Consider the following 21,209-nt stretch of genomic DNA (forward strand, 5'->3'; position numbering starts at 1 on the left):
TACCTGCGACTGTCGCGGTTGCTGTGCCGGTCCAATTGAGCACATACGTACCGCCCAAAATATTTGCGCCTTCAATCACTTGCTCAACACCACCCGCTGGCGCCGTCATCACATTGACTGCACCACTCGCGGCCCAGCTCAGCGATTGCCCAGCGACTACCACGCGCCAACGGTCTAGCGTGTATTGATTTGCTGCCGCCGTCGCAGTGCCTGATACATAGCCGCGCTGATTAATCGTGCCACCGGCGTTAATCAACAAATTGCGAAAACTAAACCCGCCGTCCGTGCCGACGGCAGTTGCGATTGCGGCCATGTTCGCGATTTGAGTGCTGTTTGCAGAACGTGCCGCATTCGGCGCACGTGGCACACCGGTTAAATTGACGTCCTGAAAATCGGTCAATGCATCAACCACATTCGTGCCATCGCAATACAATGACCACGTCCGATCCTGCGTGACGACCACACCGCTACCTGCTGCGGTTTTGACTGTCAGCGTAAACGCGCCGGTGGTTTTGTTAGCGATGGTCCATTTGCCCGAACCGGTCGGCACCACTACCGCGATATTGGCGGTCAATGCGCCAGTGAATTCCAAAATCGCAGCACCGGCCTCGGCGGCGGTGAGCGTGACGGTTGCCCCGCCTGCTACTGATTTAACAACTTTACCGTTGACGGTGGACTGCACAAACTGAGTGTTGGCGATTGATCCATCGTTATCGCCCAATGCTGGGGTTGGCGCTGTTGGTGAACCGGTTAACGCAGGACTGGCCAGCCCGGCTTTTTGCGCCAAAGCGTTGGTCATTGTCGTTGCAAAATTAGGGTCATTGCCCAGCGCTGCTGCTAACTCATTCAGCGTATCAAGCGCAGCGGGTGATGATGCCACCAGCGCAGCAATCGCCGCAGCGACACCCGCTGGATGCACCGCAAGTGAGGTGCTCGCACCGGCGACGGTTTCGGCGCTCGTTGCCAGCTCGACTTTGCCTTGCACGGTTTCGCTAGCATTGGGAACGGTCGCCGCAATGTCAGTAATGCCATAGCCCGCTACTGTTGTCGGCTTACCCGTCGTGATTTTCCCCCAATCTAGCGCCGGAATATCCGCCGCCGCGAGTGCGGTACCGGCGGTCACGCGGCCTTTGGCGTCAACCGTTACTTTTGGATACGTGCCAGCGGCAACGCCGGTATTGGCCAGTGTTAATGTGGCAGAGACATTCGCTGACCCATCAAAGTTGACCGAAAACGACGCATCACCAATCATTGCAATGCGGCGTGCGATGCTTAATTTGTTGGCTTTCCCCGCTGCAACCGTGCCGTTTTCGAGCTCGTCGAGGTGCTTTTTTAGGTATGCAGTTCGATTGGCCAGTTGCCGTGTTGGCACATTATCAATGCCAGATGGTCCACCCTCTACGGGGTCGCTGGTTTCCCATTGATAAATTCCGCTTTCCCATTGTCCTGTTTCTTGTAAATCGGCCATTAATTGCTCCCGTGTTTATACGTTCGGTCATACCGTGCTACGCCATTGCGCCGCACTGGTACGGCGCGATATTCGATGCTGGCTAAATGGCAACGCGCCGGCGCGAAGTTGCGTAATAATTTTTCAAGTCTATCGGCCTGGTCAATCGTCAACACTCGATCGAGCATCAACACTCGGTACGAGGCCCAGTCGACCACATTGCCTCGCACCATCATGCCGTTTCGTTTTCTCTTGCCATCGTGCAGGCAGCGAGAAATGCTTTCGATAATGTCCACCTCGCCAAAACCCAATCGGCGAACGATGTCGCGAATTGCACTTGGCGTGCCTTTGCGCTTATGCAATGCAATAGCACCGGCGATTAACTCACGTTGCGCGGTATCTGATTCAGCCAGTTCCCACCCATCGCCAATTAAACTAAATTGATCGGCCAACCACGGCAAAACATCGCTTTTCACCGTTTGCGAGCGGATAAGAAAAAGCCGCGTCAGATCTAAACTGAGGCGGCTTTGTTGCATCTGGGCCAGCGCGTTAAACCGAGGATCGCTAGCCAGTGGCGGGACAAGATCGGGCAAATCAACCATCCTCGACCCCCGTTAAATGAATCGCCACGTCAGTACAGCGCGACCATTGCGTTTGAGCGACCACTTTATAAATCAAGTCCGGCAATTCAACGCGCTTCACGCCAGGCACTTGCAAGGCAGCCGTGATCTGGCTGGGGACAATATCACTACCGAGCTGACTGCCCATGCGCAGCAATAAGGCATCTAAACTGGTTCTCGCTACGCTCAGAGTTTGCGCGACATTCGCGCTGCTATATAAAGTCAAATTAGCGCTGACGCTAAACGCGACCTCCGTCGGTTGAATCGCACTGACGCTATCGCACAATGGGCGGTGATCTTCACTTGAACACTTCAACAGCACGGCATCCAAAATACTTTGCGATGGCAAACCACTGCGCATCAGCGGGTATAAAGCAATCGAGCCCGGCTGCGGCGTAGCAACGTGAACATCGATGATGTCGGGATGCGCCGATTTGGCAAAAAATCGGTAAGCCCCCACAGGGCCAGCAACGCTATACGCCTCCGGCGCATCGAGCAGCCGGTCACGAAAGCGCGCATCATCTTCAGCTTCACTACCATCGCGGGTCTCGGTCACATTGCGAACCACAGGCGTAGCGCCAGCAATGCCCGTCAATAGTTCGGTAATTTGTCCTGCGATATAACCGTTGCCAGCAACCCCCGCTTCCATTGCTGCGCTCGCAACGACGATGGTTAAACTGCCTGCAGGCAAAGTGGCATTGTGTAAGGTCGCCATCGTGACGCGGCCGTTTTGACTCCCCACCCGTGTGCCCGCAGGAATCACTAGCGGCACAGCCTGTGGCGTAACTAAGCTGAATTCCAAATCACAGCGTGCCAATTGCGCCGGTAAACGTGCAACTTCATCATAATTTTTAGCGATTTCATCGAGCATTTCCCCTCGCGCAAAGCGCACTAAATTTTGCAACCCCGCGTCTTGCACCGCTTCGCGTAGCAACACCTCTCGATACGCCATAAAGTTAATAAACAGCATTTCCGGCTGCGCTGGGTACAGTGTTTTTCCCGTCAATCGCTCAAATTCAGCAATCATTTCAAGCGTAATTCGTTCCGGATCACGGTCGATCAATTGCGGAATGGCTGCATTCACCATTAAATTACTCACGATAAAACACCTCGGTTTGTCGTGGCTCGCCCCCGACTGCGGGCTGCCAAACAATTTTAAAATTCAGCCAGTGCAAATCAGCCGCTTCGACTTCAATCCGCAATAACACAATGCGCGGCTCCCATATCGACAACGCATCAATCAATTCGCGAATCACTAACGGCCGCACTTGATTGATCGGTTTGTCTAAATGCTGCCAAATATCGCAGCCAAATAAAGGCCGATGCGGATCGCTGCCTTTGGGTGTGCGGACAATAATCCGCAGGCATTGATCGACATCGGCAAAGGCTTCAACGACCTGATCAAACTGTCCTAGCTCCATACTCCACTCGCTGCTTTGAATCTCAGCCACGTCCATGCTTTATCCTTTTTCTAGAATCGCCCCCAGCCGTTGCAAAGTCACTACCGTTTCATACCCTGCACTGCGCTGTATCGTGTGCCGACTTTGCGTGATCTGATATTGCCCATCCAGTACGCCCATATCGAGTACATCGAGTGAATTACCGGCGATCGCTCGTACATCACCGATCAAAGTCACCTCACCTTCAGTGGCCTTTAAGTTTTTCTCTTTTAACGCCGCTCGTGCCATCACTTCGGCTTGCTGTTTATTTTCAGCTCGCGCATTCAGCTTGAGCACATCCGCGTGTTTTTGCTTGGCCAGCGCTTTGTCATGCGCGGTAAACTCAAGCAATTTATTACTTTTAGGGTCGAGATAACTCACCGTGGCCGCACGATAAATTGCACTGGTTTTATCAGTAAAGTAATAACGCTTCATTTGTTTACGATGCAGCTGCAGTACGCTTTGCCGATCCATCGTTGACTCGCGCTGACTAAAAAACAGCTGCTTATCACGCACTGCGACTAAATAGCCATACTGGCTGGCGATGCGACTTAAAAACGCTAAATCGGTTTCTTGGTTCTGAGTAACACGCCCCAAATAAATTAGCTCAACATCGCCTACTTTCTTCAAGCCATGCTGATCTGCGACTTGCTTGGCCAGCGTATCCAAATCCATGCCATCGTATGCTTTACTGATTTTGGTCCGAACGGCTTTAGACACCGCCGCTGCCAAGCCTTTTAACATCACCGTATCGGGCGGGCCTTCCAGTTCAATCTCATCAACTTCAAACACCCCGCAATCAAGTATGGTTTCACCCTGATAGCCCATGGTTAAGCGCAATTGATCCCCTTTTTGCGGATACCATGCCCCACGCCATAAGCCAGCGCGATCTTCTAAACGCAACTCAAGCTCATCAGCCTCGCCCGTTAATTTGTCGACATACGTCACCGACAACAGATACGGCGTCAAATACGCCGTGATGTCTTTTTTATCGTACTCAACAAAAAAAACCGGGCGACGCGGTCCGGCATACTTGTTTGCAGAGGATGTTTTTTCTATCTCTTCCACGGCGGCAAATCCTCAAAAGCAGCTTGATCGCTGGTGGTCGCATCTAAAATCGGGATGCGTACACGTAAACCACCCGCCAATGATGGCAAAATGCGTAATTGTGGATTGGCATCCAATATCGGCTGATATAAACACGCATCACCGTAATAACGCCAAGCCAACTGATCCCAGCGCTCACCCTCCGCGCTTCGATGCTCAATAAAATCCATTAGTTTCGCACCTCATCAATTTTGGTAAACGACACCCCATCTCGATTGGTCTCGGTCCGAGTCGTACTGGATTTTTTAGCCGTAACGGGTTGCTTTTTACCGGGTTTACTTTTGCTTTTACGCGCTGGCGCACTTTCTTTTTGCTTACTTTTTTTAGCGGTCAGCGGGTCATCTTCAACAAATTCTTTTAATGACAAACTCGCAGAGATCGACTGCAATACCCCTAAGTCATCGGTTTCTTTATGCGTGACTTCAATTTTCTCAATCACAAAGCGCCCAACAATCACGCCACTACCGTAAACAAACGGCAGGGCCTCGTGCTTTAAGCGTGCTTCTTGCAATTTTTTGAGCTCAACTTCGGGCTCACAAAAAAAGTGATGAAATGACAATTCAATCGTCACCTCATCCAGTGCATCACCCATCAACTGCAAACGCGGCTTGCCTTCAATGACATCATGCTGCGCAAAGTTAGTCGCTGAGGTCGCTTTTAAACCGTCAAAATAAGTAATCAGCGAAAACTCGACGTCCCCCAATAAGGCATACATCAAGCACCTCCTGCGTAACTCACACGCTGCTGTTGCTGCATGGCCCGAGCAATCATGGTCTGAATCTCGGTTTGATGCTCACGCAGCATTTTGGCAAATTTCTCTTTCGTGCCTGGCAAAGGGTCGCCTTGAATGGTCAGTTGCGGGCTGTACGTCATTTGCATGATTTGCGCTGGCTTACTGCCGCCACCGTTTGCCACTGGATTTAATGGCGGACTCTTTGACGCAATATTGGCTGCCGCTGCATAGGTTGGCGCTACGGGTGCGGCTTTACTAGCAATACTCATCAGACCCGCTTTAGTTTGTACGCTTGATGCTGCGGCATAAGCGGGTACAACGCTTTGTACGAACGGATAAGCTGCCGCAGCCGCATAACTTGGCGCTGCGGCACTCAAAGCGCGTGGTTTTTCAGCCTGACTTAATGTTTTACCACTCATTTCACCGAGTTTTTGCCCAAAGCTACTACCGACAAAACCACCAATTAAACCGCCTAAAGCCCCGCCGATCGCAGTGCCGACCCCCGGCGCAATCAGCGTGCCGATCATCGCACCGCCTTTTGCACCCAAGACCGCACCGCCCCAAGCGCCACCCGCACTACCCACAATGCCGCCCGCTTTTTCTACTTTTTGCGCGGCACTCATTTTTTTATCGGTTGATAACTCATAAGCGCCATATGCCAAACCTGCAACAGCCGCCGCTGCACCGGCACGACCCATCCATTTATTCACGCCACCCGCCATTTTTCCCCAGCGACTTCGCTTAGCTGCGCCAGCAGGTCCTGCAGGCCCTGCCGCACCGGCACCACGCTCGACACCAATACCGCCACCCGGCATATTGACCACAAAAACGCGCTGAACCGCCGCACCGGCTAAGGCTGAAGCCGCGTCAGCAATACCTGCTCCTTTTTTCTTACCAAACAGCCCACCCAGCGCGGCGATGGGTTTCATCACGCCGCCGGCCATTTTGGTGATCAAACCCAGAGTCATCGCCACGGCACCACCCGCCAGCAACAAACCACCCAACGCCAAAGTGCCGATGCCAATCGACTTGGCGAGCATTGGGTTTTGTTTAATGAATACATCCAACTTTTGCGATAAGGTGCCAAAGAGTTCGGCGGCTGATTTCAATTCAGGCGCCATCGCTTCACCAAAGCTTGCTAGTGCATTGGTAAACGTACCTGACGCGGCATCCCAAAGATTTTTCAACGTCCCAAGCTGCGCATTCACCCGCTGCTGCAATGTGGCTTGCCGCAACAATTTATCAACGACTTCGTTGTAACCGCCTGCGCCTTTCTCGATCACCTTGCCAAGTACCTGCATGGTTTCTGCATCGTCGCCAAAGATTTCTTTTAACGCGGCCAAACGCGTCACCGTATCGAGGTTTTTCATTTTGTCGAGCTGGGCCATTAAATTGCCCATACCGCCAAATTCACCCTTGCCGTCAGTAAAATCCAGTTTGATGCCTTGCGATGCCAGCGCAGCATTGGCTTTGGCGACTTTCTTGGTGTCTAGGCCCAACTGGATGGTTTTGCGTAAGGCATTACCTGCTGCTTCGCCCTGCATGCCCATCTGGTCGAACATCACCGCGAACGGGGCCATTTCTTTGGCGGCATCAGCCCCCTTGCGCTTCATGGTATCCATGGCGGGCGCCATCTTGGCGTAAAACGCCAGCATATTGTCGTCTTTCACCCCCAGATTGACCGATCGCTGAATGGTGTCCATCAGCGACATCATGTCTTTTTCGGTCGTCCCTGTTGCGTCTTGCATCTTGGCGGCAAATTCAGCCGCTTGCTCAGGTGATTTTTTAAGCAAAACGCCCATATAAGCGGCTGACTCACCGACACCGCCCAAGATTGCGTCGTAGCTCATCCCTTGTTTGACCAAGGTAGACATCATGTTTTGAAAGTCGGCCGTCGTACCGGGTAAGGTTGTACCCAGCTTCAACGCTTTGGCGTTAATCGCATCGAATTTTTGATCAACAACACCACCAGCGCCCATCATGGCGACTTTTAAACCCGTCGCAGCGTCTTCAGCATCAGCAAATGCCGCAATCGGCTTCATCATCAAACCCGTTAAAATCGCGCCGTCGGCCATCATGCTCATGCCTTTGCCTGACAGCTTTTGCGACACCGCATCAAACTTTTTCTCTAATCGATCTAAACTGCCAATCGATTTGTTTGCGGCACCACGGATCACGGATGACATGTGATCAAACGCTTTGAGCTGAATGCCGAGCTGTAACATATCCATGAGAACCCCCTTTTATTAATCTGGCTGGCGATGCAAATGGTTGTGATAAGCCACGGCCTCAGCACAACAAGCAGCCAATTCATCAGCGGGCATCGCATCAACCGCAGCTTCTGACCAACCGTACGTGGCATACAAGTGCGAAATGGTCAGCAACGAAGGATGCTCGCTGACTAGAGCTTTCCCAAGGTCATCTCAATCAATAGATTCACATCGACCGCAGTGAATTCGTCCAACTCTTCAGCAACAATGCCTTTGCCGTCGATTTTGGTAATTTGAGCAATCATGGCAAACAAATAATCCGCGCCGCCAGCTTGCGCTCGACGTGCCAATTTAATGTGCTTGCCCATGGGTTCAATTTGCTTTGCTCGCTTGCCTGATGGCAATAAAAAACCGCCATTATCGGCGGTTTGCTTGGTCACTTGCTCAATCACTTGATCGGTTGCTTGCTCGGTTTTTTCAGTCATTTAAAGCCCCATATTGTTACGAAACTCCGGCTTAACATCCTTGCCGGCGATTTTAAAAATATTGTTGATTAAATCGATTTCGATCACATCAACCCCGCCGCACACTTGCTTTAAATACATCACAGCAAATTCGGTTTGGTATTCATTGGCGTCTTGCGGTTTATGTTCACCCAAGGGGAATTTTTTGCAGGTGCCGGTCAGGAACGTCACCAGAGACTGCTCTTCAAATAGCCCTTCAACAGCGTTCCAACTTTCAACACTGGAGCGCACTTGCAGCGCCACCGCTTTATATGGATTGGCATATTGCAAAAACGTATCGCGGTAAAAAGCATTCCACTTGATTTCGGCCGATAATTTATCGATACCACCGGGCAACTCCAGCGTGCCAATCATGCCGAGCCCTTTGCGCTCATTCATCTTCATAGCGATTTCTGGCAGTTTGCATTCCGACGCTTGTCCGACGCAGTTATTGCCTCCGACGTAGACGTTGGCATTGGTTACTTGTTTCACTTGCACGATGCGCTACTCCTATTTCACGCTGGCAGCGTATTCGCTGGTCAGCTCAGATTCAAACGTACCGCGCTCAAACGGCGGTGGCGGCATCAATTTGTAGTTAAACGTCAAATGCCCATTGGCAAATTCAGTCTCTGGATTGCGCGCCACGTCATACCAGCACTTTCCCCCCAGCAACGCCCCATCACCAATCAACTTATTCATCAGCTGATTGATCGAATTCACCACGGCATCCACCAGCGCCTGATTTTGCAAGCGATCGATATATTGCAACGTGAAGTAACGAATCGACTCATCAATAATGTCTTGGGTCCGCGTCACACTAATAAACGTACTCAAGCCCGATTCACTCGGGAAATTCGCGTTGCGATTGCCCCACAAGCGATAACCGGTACCGAATGAATTAAACACCGTCACGATGCCAACTTCATTCAGTGCGTTGACTTCGGATTGTGGATCGTCAATTTTGGCGGTGAGATTGCGTTCAAGACCGACAATGCCGTTAATCTCGGTATTACTCGGACTCCACCAATAGCCTTTCTCAACATCTTTTGCCGCCATCACACCAGCAGCGCGTGCTGATAGCGGCTGCAATACCACCGTATCGGTGACACTGTCGTAAACCTTCACATGCGGATAGCACAGCATTGCCGCATCATTGGAGGTATTAAAATTGCTATTCTCGACGGGCCCACGGCTACTAATAGCCTGTGGCACGGTGAGGCCCAGCGGCGCATCAATCAATGTTTTAGCACCGAGCTTATCGGCCTCAGCAATCAGTTCGGTCGCCACAGTGGCGAGCGTGGAATAGCCAGGCGCAATCAAAATCTTCGGCACAAAACCAAATAATTGATAACAATCGGCCAGTGCTTTTAAACCTAAGCGTCGGCCTTGCGCATCGATCGTGCCATTGATTTCAGCTGCGGTGATTTTGCTTGGATCGGCATAGGTGTAAGCCAGTTTTAAACTAGCATTAGCAGGAATCGCCGAAGCTGCGGTGCGCTGGCAACGCCCTGTTAACACGTCGACGGTGTAATCGGTACCCGCAACATAAGTTGGCGTGCCACCCGAGGCCGTCACGACCAAACCACTGACCGCAGGAAATACTGTTTTAAATTGCCCGCTGGCATTGACCAGCGAGTTTTCCGCCGCAATCGTGGTGTTATGAATAGCCGGATCCAGCACATTCACCACCACCACAGTGGCCGCGCCTTGATCGTAAATGGCATCCAGCGCATCAGCACAACTAAAGCCGGCTAAATCAGGACAAAATGCGGCGCCATCTTTATCATTAAGCAATAAGGTTGGCGTATTCACCGGCCCCATCGGCGCCGTACAAATCAAGCCAATCACCGCCGATTTCACAATATTGACCGCGCGCGGACTACGATCAACGCGTTGGGTTTCAACCCCGTGCAAATAATTAGCCGCCATGACTCACCCCTTTGCCGGTTTTAGCCGGTGCCTTGCTTGCCTCATCGGCGCTATTTTCAGTCTCTGCGACGACCGTTAAATGCCCTAAGCCCGCGAGCATTTGCACTCGCTCATGCTCAACCGGCAATTGCACCGTCATGCCATTGATCAAGACCCGCTCTTGGCCCTCAGCCAAATGCAAGCCCGTAATTGGCCCTTGGTAGCGATAATTCGCTGTTTTCATGGTTTCTCCACGGTAATTTGATGTCCATCATCCCGCGAAAATGTCATTTTTTTCAGTGCGGGAGCGGTATCGGGAACGGGGGTTTCGGTTAAATAGATCGATACCGAAAAAGTCAGAGAGTAAATAAATAAGGCATCTTCAAAATCGGGCGGACTGTCATCGACATGCGTAAATGCCTTAATCGCAAAGCGCGGTTTAAAGCCAACAATGGCTTGCTTGACCAAATCAATTAACGCCAATGACGCACCCGATTGAGGTCGCCAGCGTAGCAATAACACCCAAGTGGTTTGTTGCTCTTGCCGAATCAAATCCAGCGCCATGCCATGCTTACTGGATGAGCCTCCGGCATAAGCGACCAAAACCTCGGGGCGTTTTAATGGCCGCGTCGGCGACAAGACGGCATCTTGACTACTCACCACGTCAACGCTAGGTCCCAGCTGCGCTTTCAATCGCTCGATTAATGCTTGTTCGATTTCATAGAGCATGGCGACCTCAAGCTTGCGCTGCGGATAACTTGGCTTGATAAATTGAGCCATCACCGACCGCTTTAACTTGCCGAACGGCATACAGGCCATGCGGTTTGCCATCCACGGTGATCGAGAGCTCTTCGTAATGCCCCGCATCCACGCTGGCTTTTAAGCCAGCAAAGGCATCATTTGAATAGGTCGCAATAAAATCGGCATCCGGAATCGCCAAATCAAAACCGTCTCCATACGCATCGAGATGAAAATCACGCGTTGCCGAGTCAAATAACACCGAGTGATTGAGTGGACTACCGCCCGAAAACGGTAGCCACTCAGCCGTTACACCAAAGACAACGGCTAATTCATCGAGCGCGGCAGCTTGTTCTGCCGCCCAGCTCATTGCTCGCTACCGCCACCGCCGGTCTTGTCTAGGCTTTGATCTTCAATCAGCTTTTCAGACGGCTTGCTGGCTTTTTCTGCCAACTCAAGCTCAAGCAATTGCTTGGCATCGGCGGCAGCAGCATCAACGATGTCGCCCGGCGCATACGCACCATTTTTATCGGTAAAGCTGCAATTCAATTTGATCCACATGGCTTTCCCCTTACAGCACCGAGGCCGACAAACTGGCGTTAACACGATATGGCACAATCAGCGGTGCTGATTGCATCAGTAACCAGCGTACCGATGGGTCTTTTTCTAGCCATGATTTAGAGAAATACGGCAAAGCTTGATAGCCAGATTCTTCATCACGAATTGCGCCAAAAGCCCGATAGCCTTCAAGACCCGCTGATGAACTCATCACCACAGAGCCGGTTGGGAACATCGCTTTTTCAACATCTTCCATCGGATCAACAAACCATTCGGCGTAGGTATAAATCTCAAAACCATCAATTGACCCCATATATTTACCGCCTTCACCCGCTGCGGCTGGCGTGAGCGTCGCAATATTGCTATTCAGGCTATTCCAGCGTTCTTTCACTGCAGCGTTATTCCGAAACACTTTCCACGCATCAGGATCAAGCACGACCTTATCTGGATAAGCCCCCGATTTTTGCAACACCAATAAAGCCCAGGTTTGCAAATCATCGAGTGGATTCACCCCGGCATCCGTCCATTTGCTACCACTACCTTTGATGACTCGCAGCGCAGGGTCGCGCTGAAAGTCGACCAATGCAGCTGGATAGTTATCGCCAACAATCGTGACCTTGCCGTACAGCAGTACTTCTTTTGCCATCCATTCCAGACGACGATTCACCATCTTGATTTGATCGGCCAAAGACGTGCGCAAATTAATTTGCAAGCGCTGTTCTGGCGTGTAATTACCACCGATGGTTTCACCCAAAGCGCGGCGTAGCGGTGCAGACGGATCGAAGCGGCGTTTATCTTTGATGTAGGCCGGTTTTAAGCTATTCACGACGCGGCCATTATCCCCAACCACTTTACCGGCCACCAATGGCGACACGAACGGCGCCATACGACGGCGACCACCTTCAACTTCAAAATGAATTTCTTCGCTCGTTTCACGCTGCTCGAACGGGAAAAACGTGCTCAACAAAAAATTACTTGGCAGCGGCAATGCAGCAACAACGTGGCCGAGGACGGCGGTGTTAAAAATGTCCATGAACCCAACCCCTTATAAAATAAAAATACTTTTGGCACGTAGGTCATCGAAAATCGATGTCACGGTATGCCCGGCACCCAATGTCAACGCGCTGGCATTTAAATCAGCACGTAAATAAATCAGCCCTTCTTTGTCGCCACCCGTTGCATCTACGTCCTGCATCAGCACTGCATCCGGCACTTGTGAGCCATCATCAGCAGCGCTCGCTGACAGAATAAATTTGCCGCTGGCAGTGATTTTGCCAATCACCGCGCCGCGCTTAAGGTTTTGCCCCGAAGCAATGGTGCGCTTCACGACGAAGACATTGTCTTCGGATCCCGCCATCAGGTTGTCTGGCGTAAAAACGCCTTCAGTTTTGTTTTGTGCAAACATCGCTTACACCCCTGCAGTTAAAATTTGTTTGGCCATCGCTTCAGCCGTCGTTGCGCCAGACGCATCACCGCCACCGGCACCAACAGCTGGATTACCCAGCTCAGCCATAGCCGCAGCAAAATCAGGCTTGCCCGAATTGGCCGCAGGGGTTGTCGGCGTAACCGCTGCTGCTGGAGCCACTTCAAGTAAACCCGCTACGGCATCGGCAGGCATATCAGTGGTCATGGCTAACTTACGCGCCAATGCTTCACGGCCTTGGGCTTGCGGCAAATCTAAAATGGCCGAAATGCGAGTGCGTTCTGCCGATTTGGCACTGGCCGCAGCGGCTTGCTCAGCGATCGCCGCTTGCGCTGCTGTAATGGTGTTTTCTGGTTGTGACATCGAGTTTCCCTTCAGGTTAAAAACAACAGATTGCGGTTTGGCCGCATCGGAGAGCATTTGCACCGTGTCTTCAATCGACGCGATGCCGTCTGCAAAACGGCTTGCCACTGCATCATCTGCATTAAGCAAACCCGCTTGCGTGTCGATCACGGCTTGGCGATCGAGCTGACGACCCTCGGCAACGTGATCAACAAACATGCCGTACAGCCGCCCAACTTCACGCTGCATATCAGCGCGCGTTGCATCGTCGAGCGGCGTGTGGCTATTGCCAGCGGCTTTCTTATCGCCAGCAAAAATCGGCGTATAACTAAGGCCCTGCGCTTTATCGCGCTGACTTTGATCGACGTGCATCGCAATGACACCAACTGAACCGACCATCGCCGTACTCGGTAGGTAAATTTTCTGAGTGGCAGCGGCAATCGCATACGCAGCAGAAAAAGCGCCTTCGTTGGCATAAGTCCAGATCGGCTTTTGTTCGCCCATTGCTTTGAGCCGCGAGGTCAAAGTGAACAGACCAGCGACACTGCCACCAGGGCTATCGACTTCGAGTAGTACGGCATTCACATCACGATCGCGCATCGCCGAATCCACCAAGGCGGCGACTCGGTCATAGCTGCTCATGCCACAGAGCGCATCCATCCAACCACCGCGCTGTAGCAATGGCCCCATGACAGGAATAATGGCGACCCCGTTACCAGCCATCGCATAAGGTTTGCGCTCGCCAGCTGGGCCAGCACTGGGTGCGAAACCATCTGACATTGCTTTTGCGGGCAAACCACCCGATAAGGCCAGATTCATCGCCATGTGTAGCTCTTCGGCTTTATCCAAAGTCAGCATCAGCGGCGTGTTATAAAGTTGGCCGATCAAATGCGGCAGTGTTTTCATACGGCATACCGCGCTAAATTTCGCTGCATTTGGCGAACACGCCAAAGCTTTGATCGAGTCCGCGCCGCACTAAAAAAATCAAAGCCATTGGCAAACATGGCGAATAACAAAAAAAACATATCAAACTCCCATAAAAAAACCCGCCATCTAGGCGGGTTAAAAATGAAGGGGTATTTACTTGGGCAATCCAGTGCTACTGCCTCCGGTCAAGACACCCCCATGGGTATGCTGCTGTAAACTAATCGAACCGGCTTTCACATCACCGCTGGCCTGAACTGAACCACCGAATGTGGCATTACCACCCGCACCACCAGAACTCAATGCACCGGTGATTGTCGTCATTGGCGCATCCAGCGTAATTGCTGGCGCTTTTAAGGTGATCGACTCAGCGGCAATAATTTCTACTTTGCCACCGGCATCAATGCTGACGTCGCCAATGGCTTTTAAGGTGTATTTGCCATTGCTGCGGTCGTATTCGATCTTGCCGCCGTCTTCAAACTCGCGCACCACCTTATTCACATCACTGCTCGGTGGCGCATTGGCATCGGTATAAACGCAACCGATTACCACGCCAAACTCCATATTCACATCCATTAAGCAAGCGACTGGCTCTCCCACTTTTGGCAAGTCAAAATGCCGATCGCCAATAGTTCTAGCAAAAATCACCTGCAGCGGCGCACTGACCATGCCATCCAAGTCAGCAAACAGCACACAAACACGCGGCGACTCAACCGAGCTCACACTGCCAAACTTTAATAACCCCGCTTGTTCAGGCATCAGCGGCCTCCTCGACCACGCTCGGCACAGCGTCTTCTTCAGTCACCACGTCATCAAGGACAATTGGAATCTCTGGGTGCATCGGATCGGGCAAGCCCAACTCGGCGCGTTTGGCTTTTTCTCTGGCCTGCTGCTCGAGCACTTCTTCCCAATCGCTACCTTGTTCAGCGCATTCGGCTTCTAAGGTCGAAATCCCTGATTTCAAACGCACGTCCGCCGCTTGAATTTCTTTCAATGGATCCACCCAACCACGCCCAGGTCCGATCCATTTACTGCGGGTATATGCAGCACGTTGCTGATAAAAATCAGCCCCCTCGACCTTGCCTGCATTAATAACCTCTTCAAGCCACAATTCATAAACCACTTGTGCCCAATAATCGGCCAGTTTTTCACGTCGCGAGCGGAAACAACGCCAAGCCTCAAGCAAGGCGGCACGCGCTGACGAATAGTTGGTTTTTGAGAAGTCTTTCAGTAGCAGCTCATACGGCAAGCCCATACTAGCGGCGATTTGCCGCATCACCGCAACAGTAAAAGCTTCAAATTGTGCAGCGGGTCGCGCCGGCATAAATGGTGCCATTTTTTCGCCCGGATACAGCGGGATAATGCTGCCACTTTTCAGTTTGGCACGGCTTTGATTGCGCTTGGCCATCACATCATTGACGCCATCACTACCGCCAAACATTTCTAGCAGTCCTTCAGAGTCCATCGGGGTTTCAATGAAAGCCGCCATCATCGCGTTGATGACCGCTGCATCGAGCTCCGCACCGTTGTACTTATCAAGCTGGCGAAACTGCTGCAATACCGAAGAAATCAGCGGTTTGCCGCGTGCTTGGCCAGCGCGCTCTTTATCAAACAAATGAATAATTCGAGGCCGTCCCCAGCTCGTTCTGGCCGGAATACGCTCCCATTCCCCCGCCACCGAACCGGCGATCCCAATATAATCACCGGGATGCGTTTTACGAATCCAATACGCTTGTGGTGCGCCGTAGGTATCAAACTCAATACCGCCGCGTAATGTGGCCGAATCAGGCTGACCATTTGGATTGCACAGTCGATCCGCTTCAATCAATTGAAAAGTAGTGGTAAACCGACTACCAGGGCGCTTTAACCACAGCGGCAATGCAATGGCATCACCATTGAGTAATTGCGAGCGAAACATCAACTCGGTAAGCCCCGCGAAATTCAGCGATAAACCCGCGTCGCAAAACGTTGATTTAGTCCACTCGCGCCACAGGGTTTCAACATTACGTTGCCAAGCCAGAGCCCAAGCAGCGTCTTTACCCAGCGTTTTCCAATCCGGCAAAGCCGACAGACGCAAACCTGTACCAACCACGTTATCGACTAGGGTTTGTACGCCAGAGGCCGCAATGCCATTGTTGCGACTAATATCGCGAGAGCGAGCCACCAGCGTACCCAATTCGGGCAATAAATCTGCATCCGCGCTGCCAGCCACGGGCATCCACGACGCCATTTGCGGTGTCGTCATCGATGCACCGGTATGACTACTGGCATTGATTCGCAATTGTTGTGACAGCGAGCGGTGTTTGCTACCGGTTTGCATGGCTCATCCTAAAAGTATTGCTGCATCACGCGTCGACCTGCGCCACCACTGGCCACGGCAATTTCGCCTTTCAACGTACTGATATAGCGCTCAAGTTTATCGATATCGGCGCGAGAATAAGTAATCTCCGTGCCCGTTCGGTTAATTCGCTCACGCAGCGAACCCGTAAGTAATTTATGCCGCGCGTTTTCTGCTTCGACTAAGCGTAGCCGCAAGGTGCTTAAATCAGTCATCAAAGTCATCCATCATAGAAACCGCTTGCAAGGGTATAAACTCAGCAATCGGTTTAGTTTGCGTTTCAAAAAGTGGCGTTTGGCGCAGTTCATTTTCAAGCTTGGCCCAGTCCGCTTCTGACTTTAAATGCAGCTTGAGCGCACGTGAGCCGTGCAAGCAGTAGACCTCGCAATCGAGTGCTTCATTGCGTTTCCCAGCTTGCTTTTGCCACGCCAATTCAGCGGAGTAATGCCCGCCGTTTTGTCTTTTTGGAATTTTTCGTTCAGAAAGTAATTGTTCGCAGTAGTCCTCGCGAACATGTTTGGTGAAATGAAAGCGCCCTGGTCCATGGCCTTCGAGTGAAAGCCGACCGTGTGAGCCAATCAGTACGTCTTTGGCCTTGCTGGTACCGACAATAAATACACGCAAACCATATTTCGATGCTTTGGTATTTCGGTAATCGGTATCGACACTGATTCTGGGTTTACTAAAAACTTCTAGCCCAGCCAAGGCCCCACCTTTGACCGCCATCACCAGCACATCAGGACGGCGTTTATTGGCTCGCACCCAGTCATACACCACATCTGATGTATTACCGTCCGAGCTATCAATGCCCACAGCGGTAATATTCAGGTAGAAATTATCAACATGTCGAATTGGCGCAAACAATATGGCTTCTAATTTTTGCCAAACCGTGACCCGAGGATTGCCATCATCATCGGTCGAGCGCAAATCCAGCGGATTACCTTGAATTTCAGTCCACTGCACCAACCAGCTTTCTTCACCGCGACCCCATGCCCGAATCACCACCGCCAATCGATCATGCTGCACATCGATCCCAGCAGTCAGCACCAAACCACCGCGTGCAACCGTCATCGGCGGATAATCCAAACCGCGCTCTTTGAGGGTATCGGGCTTTTCACTACCGTCTTTGAATTCCCAAGAGAGCCCCAAGGTCGCGTTAAAAAATACGATCATTTCAGCAGCATCGCCAGCTTTGAGCTTTTTATTGGCCTTGATGAACTTCTCAGCCAGCATTTCAAAGCGGCTGTTATGCATTTGGCTATATAGCTCGTTCAGCGCCAAACCCACCGTACCCCGAAATGGCGCCGTTTCAACCGGTCGACCAGCCCGAATGGCCGTATTTTTTTGCACATCATTCCAGTGCGAACCGCAATACTGACAAACATAATGCGCGGTGCCTGGTTTGTGCTGCCCTAGATGTTCATCATTGAGCTCGGGATCTTTATTCCACTGGACTTGCTCCCACACCAGCGGCTGATATTCACCACAATCAGGGCAAGGCACATGCCAATACACTTGATTACTATTGGCAAATTCATCTTCAATACTGCTAATGCCTTTAATCGATGGCGTGCCACCAATGAGCATTTTCATATCGCGAAAAGATTTGCCGCGTTCCTCAAGCAGTTTGATTGCATCGCCTTGGCCACGCAGATTCAAATTGCAATCATCAGGCTCTTCAACAAATAAATAACGCGCCGATGTCGATTTCACATCCGAGATCGAGTTACTGCTAATAAACTTTACAAAGCCACCCACAAAGTTTTTAAACAGCTGCTTATTGTCTTTATTACGGCTCTTGATCGGAATAATTGCCGACAGTTCAGGCGTACCCTCGATCATCGGCTCGAATTTTTCAGAATTAAACGATTGTGCTGCGCCCTCTTTGGGAAACATCACAATCGCAGTGCCTTTGCGGATATGAATCAACCAGCCCAACACATTCAAAATGGCCGCTTGTGTCCAGCCGACCTGGGCAGATTTAACGCAGACGATTCGATTCACATCGCGCCGCATCATTTGCTCGAGCAGCCATTCCAGATATGGATTCACATAAAACGAAAAACGGCCAACAATGGCCGATTCTTTTGCGCTCATGCGCCGATATTGCTTGCCCCATGCTGCAGGGCTGATCCGAGGCGGGGGCCTAACAATCTTCTTCAATAATTTGCTCATCAAAGCCTTCGCCGTATTCTTGGGCAACGTTGGTACAGTATTCATAATCACCCAATGCCTGCCGAATCTCAGCGATCATGTCTTCAAGCACGGCATGTTTCGCATCTAAACTCACCGCAGTTTCAAAAATCTGTGCATATTTATCTGGCAGGCCCGCCAATAAGGCCACCGCGTCAGAAAAGAATTGCGACAGCGCTGGCTCAATATCCGCCACCGCCACCAGTTGCCTGGCTTCGACCTCCATTTGTCGCTCAATCTGATTACCCCGCAATCGATCAAGACGATCTTTAGGCGATTCCGATGAGCCGGTCAGCGCTTTGGCGATTTGCCAACTTAAAACTTGAGCGGTGTCATATTGATTGGACGTGCCACGCCCTTTTGAAAGCACTATCGGCATGCCTGCACGCTGCCACTCTGTGAGCGTCCTTTCAGACACCCCGACGATTTGCGCCAGTTCCTTTTTATTGACGATTTTTCCCATGTTCGACCACCTGGCCAAGTCGACCATTTTTACTGTTTTTAAGTTGTTGTTTTACATGACTTTTTAGACCACTAAAAGGAAGGAAGTCTATAGCAAGCCCATCACTAGAGAGGACTCGGGGTTGCCAAATACCCATGCTGGCGAAGGCCCAGGAAGGACCCGCTGTTTCCTGAGAAAACGCCAGAAAATCCCAGCGCAGCATGTGAGGTCATAAGACCTCACATCGATCGCGGCTCACGCTCACCGCGCCGAGGCGACGGCAGCGGCGATCGCTTTCTTAAACTCTTCGAGAAAGGTGGCCTCAACATCACGATCAATTCCTTGCGGCAGTCGATAGACTGGTGTGTACTTTGCATCATCACGAAATGCAAACACCAACGCAATCTTCTGTTGCCGGCCTTTATTGATGCGCCGCCAGATACCCGCGCCACCATCAAAGCCAACCGGCTTACCCACAAACAATCGATCTGACTCAGCGGCCGCGAACTGCTTCACCTTCCCGCCCTTACCAGAAAACTGCGTCAATCGATTTCGTCGAGGCCCAGTAAATCCAGCCTGCGCCGCCAGCTCAGACTTAATGCGCTTAGTGAAACTATTCGTGGTATTGCCATACTGATTGCGCCGCGTCTTTTTACCCGGCATCAATAAAGCATTTTTGCGTGGATCACGTTGCCCACCCTCAATCTGATAGCGCATATACTCGGCCTGCTTTGGCAGCCAACCGACAATCGAAATCAAATCGCGTTTAGTGGATCGCTTAACGGCCAAACCCCGTTTAGTAAACGGCGTCGGCTTATGAATATCGGCGTCCAACTGCAGCAACATCTTTTTCTGTAAAGACTGCGCGGTGCGATTTAACGCCACACTCGCCGCATAAGGCACTTGCTTCAAAGCCGCACGACTTAATGCCGCCAGAACTCGCTGCACATCAGACTCAAAATACTTTTGCATAATCCGCGCCAGAAATACAAAAGCCCTGCGCATCGGCAGGGCTCAGAAACGACAAAACCTCGCGTTTAGGCGAGGTTCTTGAGCTAAACGTAAAAATCAACAGCTTAGCGGATTTGACTCTAATCAGTTCACCTCAAATCGTCAATACTTTTTTTAAGTTGGCTCGCGCCACCGCATTGCCTGCCAGCAACGACGCAGTTAGCGCCGCACGGCCTATTACTAACAATGGTACCTCATCAACCCCCACCTGCAATGCCTCCATCACCAGCAAATGCGCCCGATGTAAGCGATTAAAATAAGCCGTTTTCCCACAACCACAAGCCTCAGCATGCTGCATCGCCGTACCATGCGTCATGTAGCATTGCCAAACCGCTTGATGCAATTCAAACGGTAGATAAGCAACAATCTTTTGCAACTCATGCAAATCATCCACGCACACATCATGTGGCAAACCCGCAAACTTACCCCCGCCAGCCGCTTCTCCCAACCGCGCCAACTGGCTCTGTACATAACCCAAGCCGCAGTCATCACGCCGACTCGCCCATTCCGCCCACAACTTTAAACGTCCATCAATAAAATCAATCATTACACCCTCGCTTACGATCAAGCTCTACATAGGGCCTCTAGCCACCGTCGTCTGCCGAATTGCTCAGTCCGCAGGGCTTTATTTTTAATGCTCAACCATGGTGTTATCACCACGGTTGCAGTCCTTCTACAACACCATCAACCCAGCTGTGCGCGTAATCCAGCCATGGCGCTCTTGGCCACTTCTGGATTGCCTCGCGTGTAAACCTTTTCTGGCGCTCGCTCCGGAATGGCCGGGCAATGTCCTTCAAGTCGTTTTGCCAAGCATTCAATCCAGCGCACCTTATTCACCCCGCGCCATGTTGCGCAGCGAATTGAACTCAAGCCAAAATCATAAGCAGCCCAATACACAGCAGGGCTCGACCAATCAGCAGCTAATGCATCAGGGGCATGCGCCTTGCTTTGGGCTTCGGCAAAAGTTTGGGCATAGTCCGCTTCGGGTCGACACATCGCAGCCAATTCACCCAAGCTTGGCGGCATTGATTCCGCCTTCAAACCCGCACGCAAACGATCGAGCGCCGATCGCATCCAGATCCACTTCACGCCTTGGGCATACAAAAATGCCGCCGCTTCATCTTGCCAAGCAATCACTGCAGCCTCATCCGGAAACAAGGCCGACCAGCGCTGGCCGTACATCGCGGCCATCCGTTGTCGCAGCATCACAATTGGCACATACCCATCAGCCCCTGCTGGCCGAGTCCACGCATTCTTCGCCATACTCACCTCC

General features: G+C 51.5%; 26 protein-coding genes and 1 pseudogene. All 27 read right to left on the reverse strand.

Going from position 1 to position 21,209, the window contains the following annotated elements; genetic code table 11:
- Positions 1 to 1,468, reverse strand: a pseudogene (locus tag Q0V82_RS12365) (hypothetical protein); the annotation flags it as partial.
- The gene (locus Q0V82_RS12370; protein WP_297576165.1) at positions 1,468 to 2,040 is read right to left on the reverse strand and encodes a phage tail protein I; all 573 of its coding nucleotides are present in this window, start codon (positions 2,038 to 2,040) and stop codon (positions 1,468 to 1,470) included. The gene Q0V82_RS12370 and the pseudogene Q0V82_RS12365, both read right to left, overlap by 1 nt.
- Position 2,041: 1 nt before the next feature.
- Positions 2,042 to 3,166 carry a baseplate J/gp47 family protein gene (locus Q0V82_RS12375; protein ID WP_297576167.1) on the reverse strand — a complete coding sequence of 375 codons (1,125 nt, stop codon included), beginning with the start codon at positions 3,164 to 3,166 and terminating at the stop codon, positions 2,042 to 2,044.
- Positions 3,159 to 3,524 (reverse strand): GPW/gp25 family protein, encoded by a 366-nt coding sequence (locus Q0V82_RS12380; RefSeq protein WP_297576169.1) that lies wholly within the window; start codon positions 3,522 to 3,524, stop codon positions 3,159 to 3,161. Before Q0V82_RS12380 ends, Q0V82_RS12375 begins: the two co-directional genes overlap by 8 nt.
- Before the next feature lie 3 nt (positions 3,525 to 3,527).
- Positions 3,528 to 4,574, reverse strand: coding sequence for a phage late control D family protein (locus Q0V82_RS12385; RefSeq protein WP_297576171.1), 1,047 nt, complete (start codon positions 4,572 to 4,574; stop codon positions 3,528 to 3,530).
- Entirely contained in the window at positions 4,562 to 4,783 is a 222-nt protein-coding gene (locus Q0V82_RS12390) for a tail protein X (RefSeq protein ID WP_297576173.1), read from the reverse strand. The genes Q0V82_RS12385 and Q0V82_RS12390 overlap by 13 nt, the downstream gene beginning before the upstream one ends.
- The gene (locus tag Q0V82_RS12395) at positions 4,783 to 5,328 is read right to left on the reverse strand and encodes a phage tail protein (RefSeq protein ID WP_297576175.1); all 546 of its coding nucleotides are present in this window, start codon (positions 5,326 to 5,328) and stop codon (positions 4,783 to 4,785) included. The genes Q0V82_RS12390 and Q0V82_RS12395 overlap by 1 nt, the downstream gene beginning before the upstream one ends.
- The gene (locus tag Q0V82_RS12400; protein WP_297576177.1) at positions 5,328 to 7,577 is read right to left on the reverse strand and encodes a phage tail tape measure protein; all 2,250 of its coding nucleotides are present in this window, start codon (positions 7,575 to 7,577) and stop codon (positions 5,328 to 5,330) included. The genes Q0V82_RS12395 and Q0V82_RS12400 overlap by 1 nt, the downstream gene beginning before the upstream one ends.
- 170 nt (positions 7,578 to 7,747) lie before the next feature.
- Positions 7,748 to 8,041, reverse strand: coding sequence for a hypothetical protein (locus Q0V82_RS12405; protein ID WP_297576179.1), 294 nt, complete (start codon positions 8,039 to 8,041; stop codon positions 7,748 to 7,750).
- A complete protein-coding gene (locus tag Q0V82_RS12410) occupies positions 8,042 to 8,557 on the reverse strand; it encodes a phage major tail tube protein (RefSeq protein ID WP_297576195.1) in 516 nt (171 codons plus the stop codon).
- 12 nt (positions 8,558 to 8,569) lie between these two features.
- Positions 8,570 to 9,988: a phage tail sheath subtilisin-like domain-containing protein gene (locus Q0V82_RS12415; RefSeq protein WP_297576197.1), complete on the reverse strand. Its 1,419-nt coding sequence runs from the start codon at positions 9,986 to 9,988 to the stop codon at positions 8,570 to 8,572.
- Positions 9,978 to 10,211, reverse strand: a complete 234-nt coding sequence (locus Q0V82_RS12420; RefSeq protein WP_297576199.1) for a hypothetical protein — start codon at positions 10,209 to 10,211, stop codon at positions 9,978 to 9,980. The genes Q0V82_RS12415 and Q0V82_RS12420 overlap by 11 nt, the downstream gene beginning before the upstream one ends.
- Entirely contained in the window at positions 10,208 to 10,747 is a 540-nt protein-coding gene (locus Q0V82_RS12425) for a Gp37 family protein (RefSeq protein ID WP_297576201.1), read from the reverse strand. Before Q0V82_RS12425 ends, Q0V82_RS12420 begins: the two co-directional genes overlap by 4 nt.
- Positions 10,704 to 11,075 carry a hypothetical protein gene (locus tag Q0V82_RS12430; RefSeq protein ID WP_297576203.1) on the reverse strand — a complete coding sequence of 124 codons (372 nt, stop codon included), beginning with the start codon at positions 11,073 to 11,075 and terminating at the stop codon, positions 10,704 to 10,706. The genes Q0V82_RS12425 and Q0V82_RS12430 overlap by 44 nt, the downstream gene beginning before the upstream one ends.
- Positions 11,072 to 11,266 (reverse strand): hypothetical protein, encoded by a 195-nt coding sequence (locus Q0V82_RS12435; RefSeq protein ID WP_297576205.1) that lies wholly within the window; start codon positions 11,264 to 11,266, stop codon positions 11,072 to 11,074. The genes Q0V82_RS12430 and Q0V82_RS12435 overlap by 4 nt, the downstream gene beginning before the upstream one ends.
- A gap of 10 nt (positions 11,267 to 11,276) precedes the next feature.
- Entirely contained in the window at positions 11,277 to 12,296 is a 1,020-nt protein-coding gene (locus Q0V82_RS12440) for a major capsid protein (RefSeq protein ID WP_297576207.1), read from the reverse strand.
- A 12-nt stretch (positions 12,297 to 12,308) separates the two neighbouring features.
- The gene (locus tag Q0V82_RS12445) at positions 12,309 to 12,668 is read right to left on the reverse strand and encodes a head decoration protein (RefSeq protein WP_297576209.1); all 360 of its coding nucleotides are present in this window, start codon (positions 12,666 to 12,668) and stop codon (positions 12,309 to 12,311) included.
- A 3-nt stretch (positions 12,669 to 12,671) separates the two neighbouring features.
- Positions 12,672 to 13,934, reverse strand: a complete 1,263-nt coding sequence (locus Q0V82_RS12450; RefSeq protein ID WP_297576210.1) for a S49 family peptidase — start codon at positions 13,932 to 13,934, stop codon at positions 12,672 to 12,674.
- A 174-nt stretch (positions 13,935 to 14,108) separates the two neighbouring features.
- Complete coding sequence (locus Q0V82_RS12455) at positions 14,109 to 14,711, reverse strand: phage baseplate assembly protein V (protein ID WP_297576212.1); 603 nt, start codon at positions 14,709 to 14,711, stop codon at positions 14,109 to 14,111.
- The gene (locus Q0V82_RS12460) at positions 14,704 to 16,272 is read right to left on the reverse strand and encodes a phage portal protein (protein WP_297576213.1); all 1,569 of its coding nucleotides are present in this window, start codon (positions 16,270 to 16,272) and stop codon (positions 14,704 to 14,706) included. Before Q0V82_RS12460 ends, Q0V82_RS12455 begins: the two co-directional genes overlap by 8 nt.
- Positions 16,273 to 16,280: 8 nt before the next feature.
- Positions 16,281 to 16,505, reverse strand: coding sequence for a gpW family head-tail joining protein (gpW, locus tag Q0V82_RS12465; RefSeq protein WP_297576215.1), 225 nt, complete (start codon positions 16,503 to 16,505; stop codon positions 16,281 to 16,283).
- On the reverse strand, positions 16,498 to 18,387 hold the full coding sequence (locus tag Q0V82_RS12470; protein WP_297576217.1) for a phage terminase large subunit family protein: 1,890 nt from the start codon (positions 18,385 to 18,387) through the stop codon (positions 16,498 to 16,500). Before Q0V82_RS12470 ends, gpW begins: the two co-directional genes overlap by 8 nt.
- A 49-nt stretch (positions 18,388 to 18,436) precedes the next feature.
- The gene (locus Q0V82_RS12475) at positions 18,437 to 18,946 is read right to left on the reverse strand and encodes a terminase small subunit (protein WP_297576219.1); all 510 of its coding nucleotides are present in this window, start codon (positions 18,944 to 18,946) and stop codon (positions 18,437 to 18,439) included.
- Positions 18,927 to 19,148: a hypothetical protein gene (locus Q0V82_RS12480; RefSeq protein ID WP_297576221.1), complete on the reverse strand. Its 222-nt coding sequence runs from the start codon at positions 19,146 to 19,148 to the stop codon at positions 18,927 to 18,929. Before Q0V82_RS12480 ends, Q0V82_RS12475 begins: the two co-directional genes overlap by 20 nt.
- 38 nt (positions 19,149 to 19,186) lie before the next feature.
- A complete protein-coding gene (locus tag Q0V82_RS12485) occupies positions 19,187 to 19,897 on the reverse strand; it encodes a hypothetical protein (RefSeq protein WP_297576223.1) in 711 nt (236 codons plus the stop codon).
- 133 nt (positions 19,898 to 20,030) lie between these two features.
- Positions 20,031 to 20,483 carry a hypothetical protein gene (locus Q0V82_RS12490; RefSeq protein WP_297576225.1) on the reverse strand — a complete coding sequence of 151 codons (453 nt, stop codon included), beginning with the start codon at positions 20,481 to 20,483 and terminating at the stop codon, positions 20,031 to 20,033.
- Positions 20,484 to 20,620: 137 nt separating this feature from the next.
- Positions 20,621 to 21,199, reverse strand: a complete 579-nt coding sequence (locus Q0V82_RS12495; RefSeq protein ID WP_297576227.1) for a hypothetical protein — start codon at positions 21,197 to 21,199, stop codon at positions 20,621 to 20,623.
- Between the last annotated feature and the right edge of the window lie 10 nt (positions 21,200 to 21,209).

It is taken from the genome of uncultured Deefgea sp., assembly GCF_947072475.1.
Classification (GTDB): domain Bacteria; phylum Pseudomonadota; class Gammaproteobacteria; order Burkholderiales; family Chitinibacteraceae; genus Deefgea.

Coding starts and splice junctions, on each gene's coding strand:
- Q0V82_RS12380 (WP_297576169.1), bottom strand. CDS start 3,524: ATGGACGTGGCTGAGATTCAAAGCAGCGAGTGGAGTATGGAGCTAGGA.
- Q0V82_RS12390 (WP_297576173.1), bottom strand. CDS start 4,783: ATGGATTTTATTGAGCATCGAAGCGCGGAGGGTGAGCGCTGGGATCAG.
- Q0V82_RS12395 (WP_297576175.1), bottom strand. CDS start 5,328: ATGTATGCCTTATTGGGGGACGTCGAGTTTTCGCTGATTACTTATTTT.
- Q0V82_RS12400 (WP_297576177.1), bottom strand. CDS start 7,577: ATGGATATGTTACAGCTCGGCATTCAGCTCAAAGCGTTTGATCACATG.
- Q0V82_RS12405 (WP_297576179.1), bottom strand. CDS start 8,041: ATGACTGAAAAAACCGAGCAAGCAACCGATCAAGTGATTGAGCAAGTG.
- Q0V82_RS12415 (WP_297576197.1), bottom strand. CDS start 9,988: ATGGCGGCTAATTATTTGCACGGGGTTGAAACCCAACGCGTTGATCGT.
- Q0V82_RS12420 (WP_297576199.1), bottom strand. CDS start 10,211: ATGAAAACAGCGAATTATCGCTACCAAGGGCCAATTACGGGCTTGCAT.
- Q0V82_RS12425 (WP_297576201.1), bottom strand. CDS start 10,747: ATGGCTCAATTTATCAAGCCAAGTTATCCGCAGCGCAAGCTTGAGGTC.
- Q0V82_RS12430 (WP_297576203.1), bottom strand. CDS start 11,075: ATGAGCTGGGCGGCAGAACAAGCTGCCGCGCTCGATGAATTAGCCGTT.
- Q0V82_RS12435 (WP_297576205.1), bottom strand. CDS start 11,266: ATGTGGATCAAATTGAATTGCAGCTTTACCGATAAAAATGGTGCGTAT.
- Q0V82_RS12440 (WP_297576207.1), bottom strand. CDS start 12,296: ATGGACATTTTTAACACCGCCGTCCTCGGCCACGTTGTTGCTGCATTG.
- Q0V82_RS12445 (WP_297576209.1), bottom strand. CDS start 12,668: ATGTTTGCACAAAACAAAACTGAAGGCGTTTTTACGCCAGACAACCTG.
- Q0V82_RS12450 (WP_297576210.1), bottom strand. CDS start 13,934: ATGAAAACACTGCCGCATTTGATCGGCCAACTTTATAACACGCCGCTG.
- Q0V82_RS12455 (WP_297576212.1), bottom strand. CDS start 14,711: ATGCCTGAACAAGCGGGGTTATTAAAGTTTGGCAGTGTGAGCTCGGTT.
- Q0V82_RS12460 (WP_297576213.1), bottom strand. CDS start 16,272: ATGCAAACCGGTAGCAAACACCGCTCGCTGTCACAACAATTGCGAATC.
- gpW (WP_297576215.1), bottom strand. CDS start 16,505: ATGACTGATTTAAGCACCTTGCGGCTACGCTTAGTCGAAGCAGAAAAC.
- Q0V82_RS12470 (WP_297576217.1), bottom strand. CDS start 18,387: ATGAGCGCAAAAGAATCGGCCATTGTTGGCCGTTTTTCGTTTTATGTG.
- Q0V82_RS12475 (WP_297576219.1), bottom strand. CDS start 18,946: ATGGGAAAAATCGTCAATAAAAAGGAACTGGCGCAAATCGTCGGGGTG.
- Q0V82_RS12480 (WP_297576221.1), bottom strand. CDS start 19,148: ATGCTGCGCTGGGATTTTCTGGCGTTTTCTCAGGAAACAGCGGGTCCT.
- Q0V82_RS12485 (WP_297576223.1), bottom strand. CDS start 19,897: ATGCAAAAGTATTTTGAGTCTGATGTGCAGCGAGTTCTGGCGGCATTA.
- Q0V82_RS12490 (WP_297576225.1), bottom strand. CDS start 20,483: ATGATTGATTTTATTGATGGACGTTTAAAGTTGTGGGCGGAATGGGCG.
- Q0V82_RS12495 (WP_297576227.1), bottom strand. CDS start 21,199: ATGGCGAAGAATGCGTGGACTCGGCCAGCAGGGGCTGATGGGTATGTG.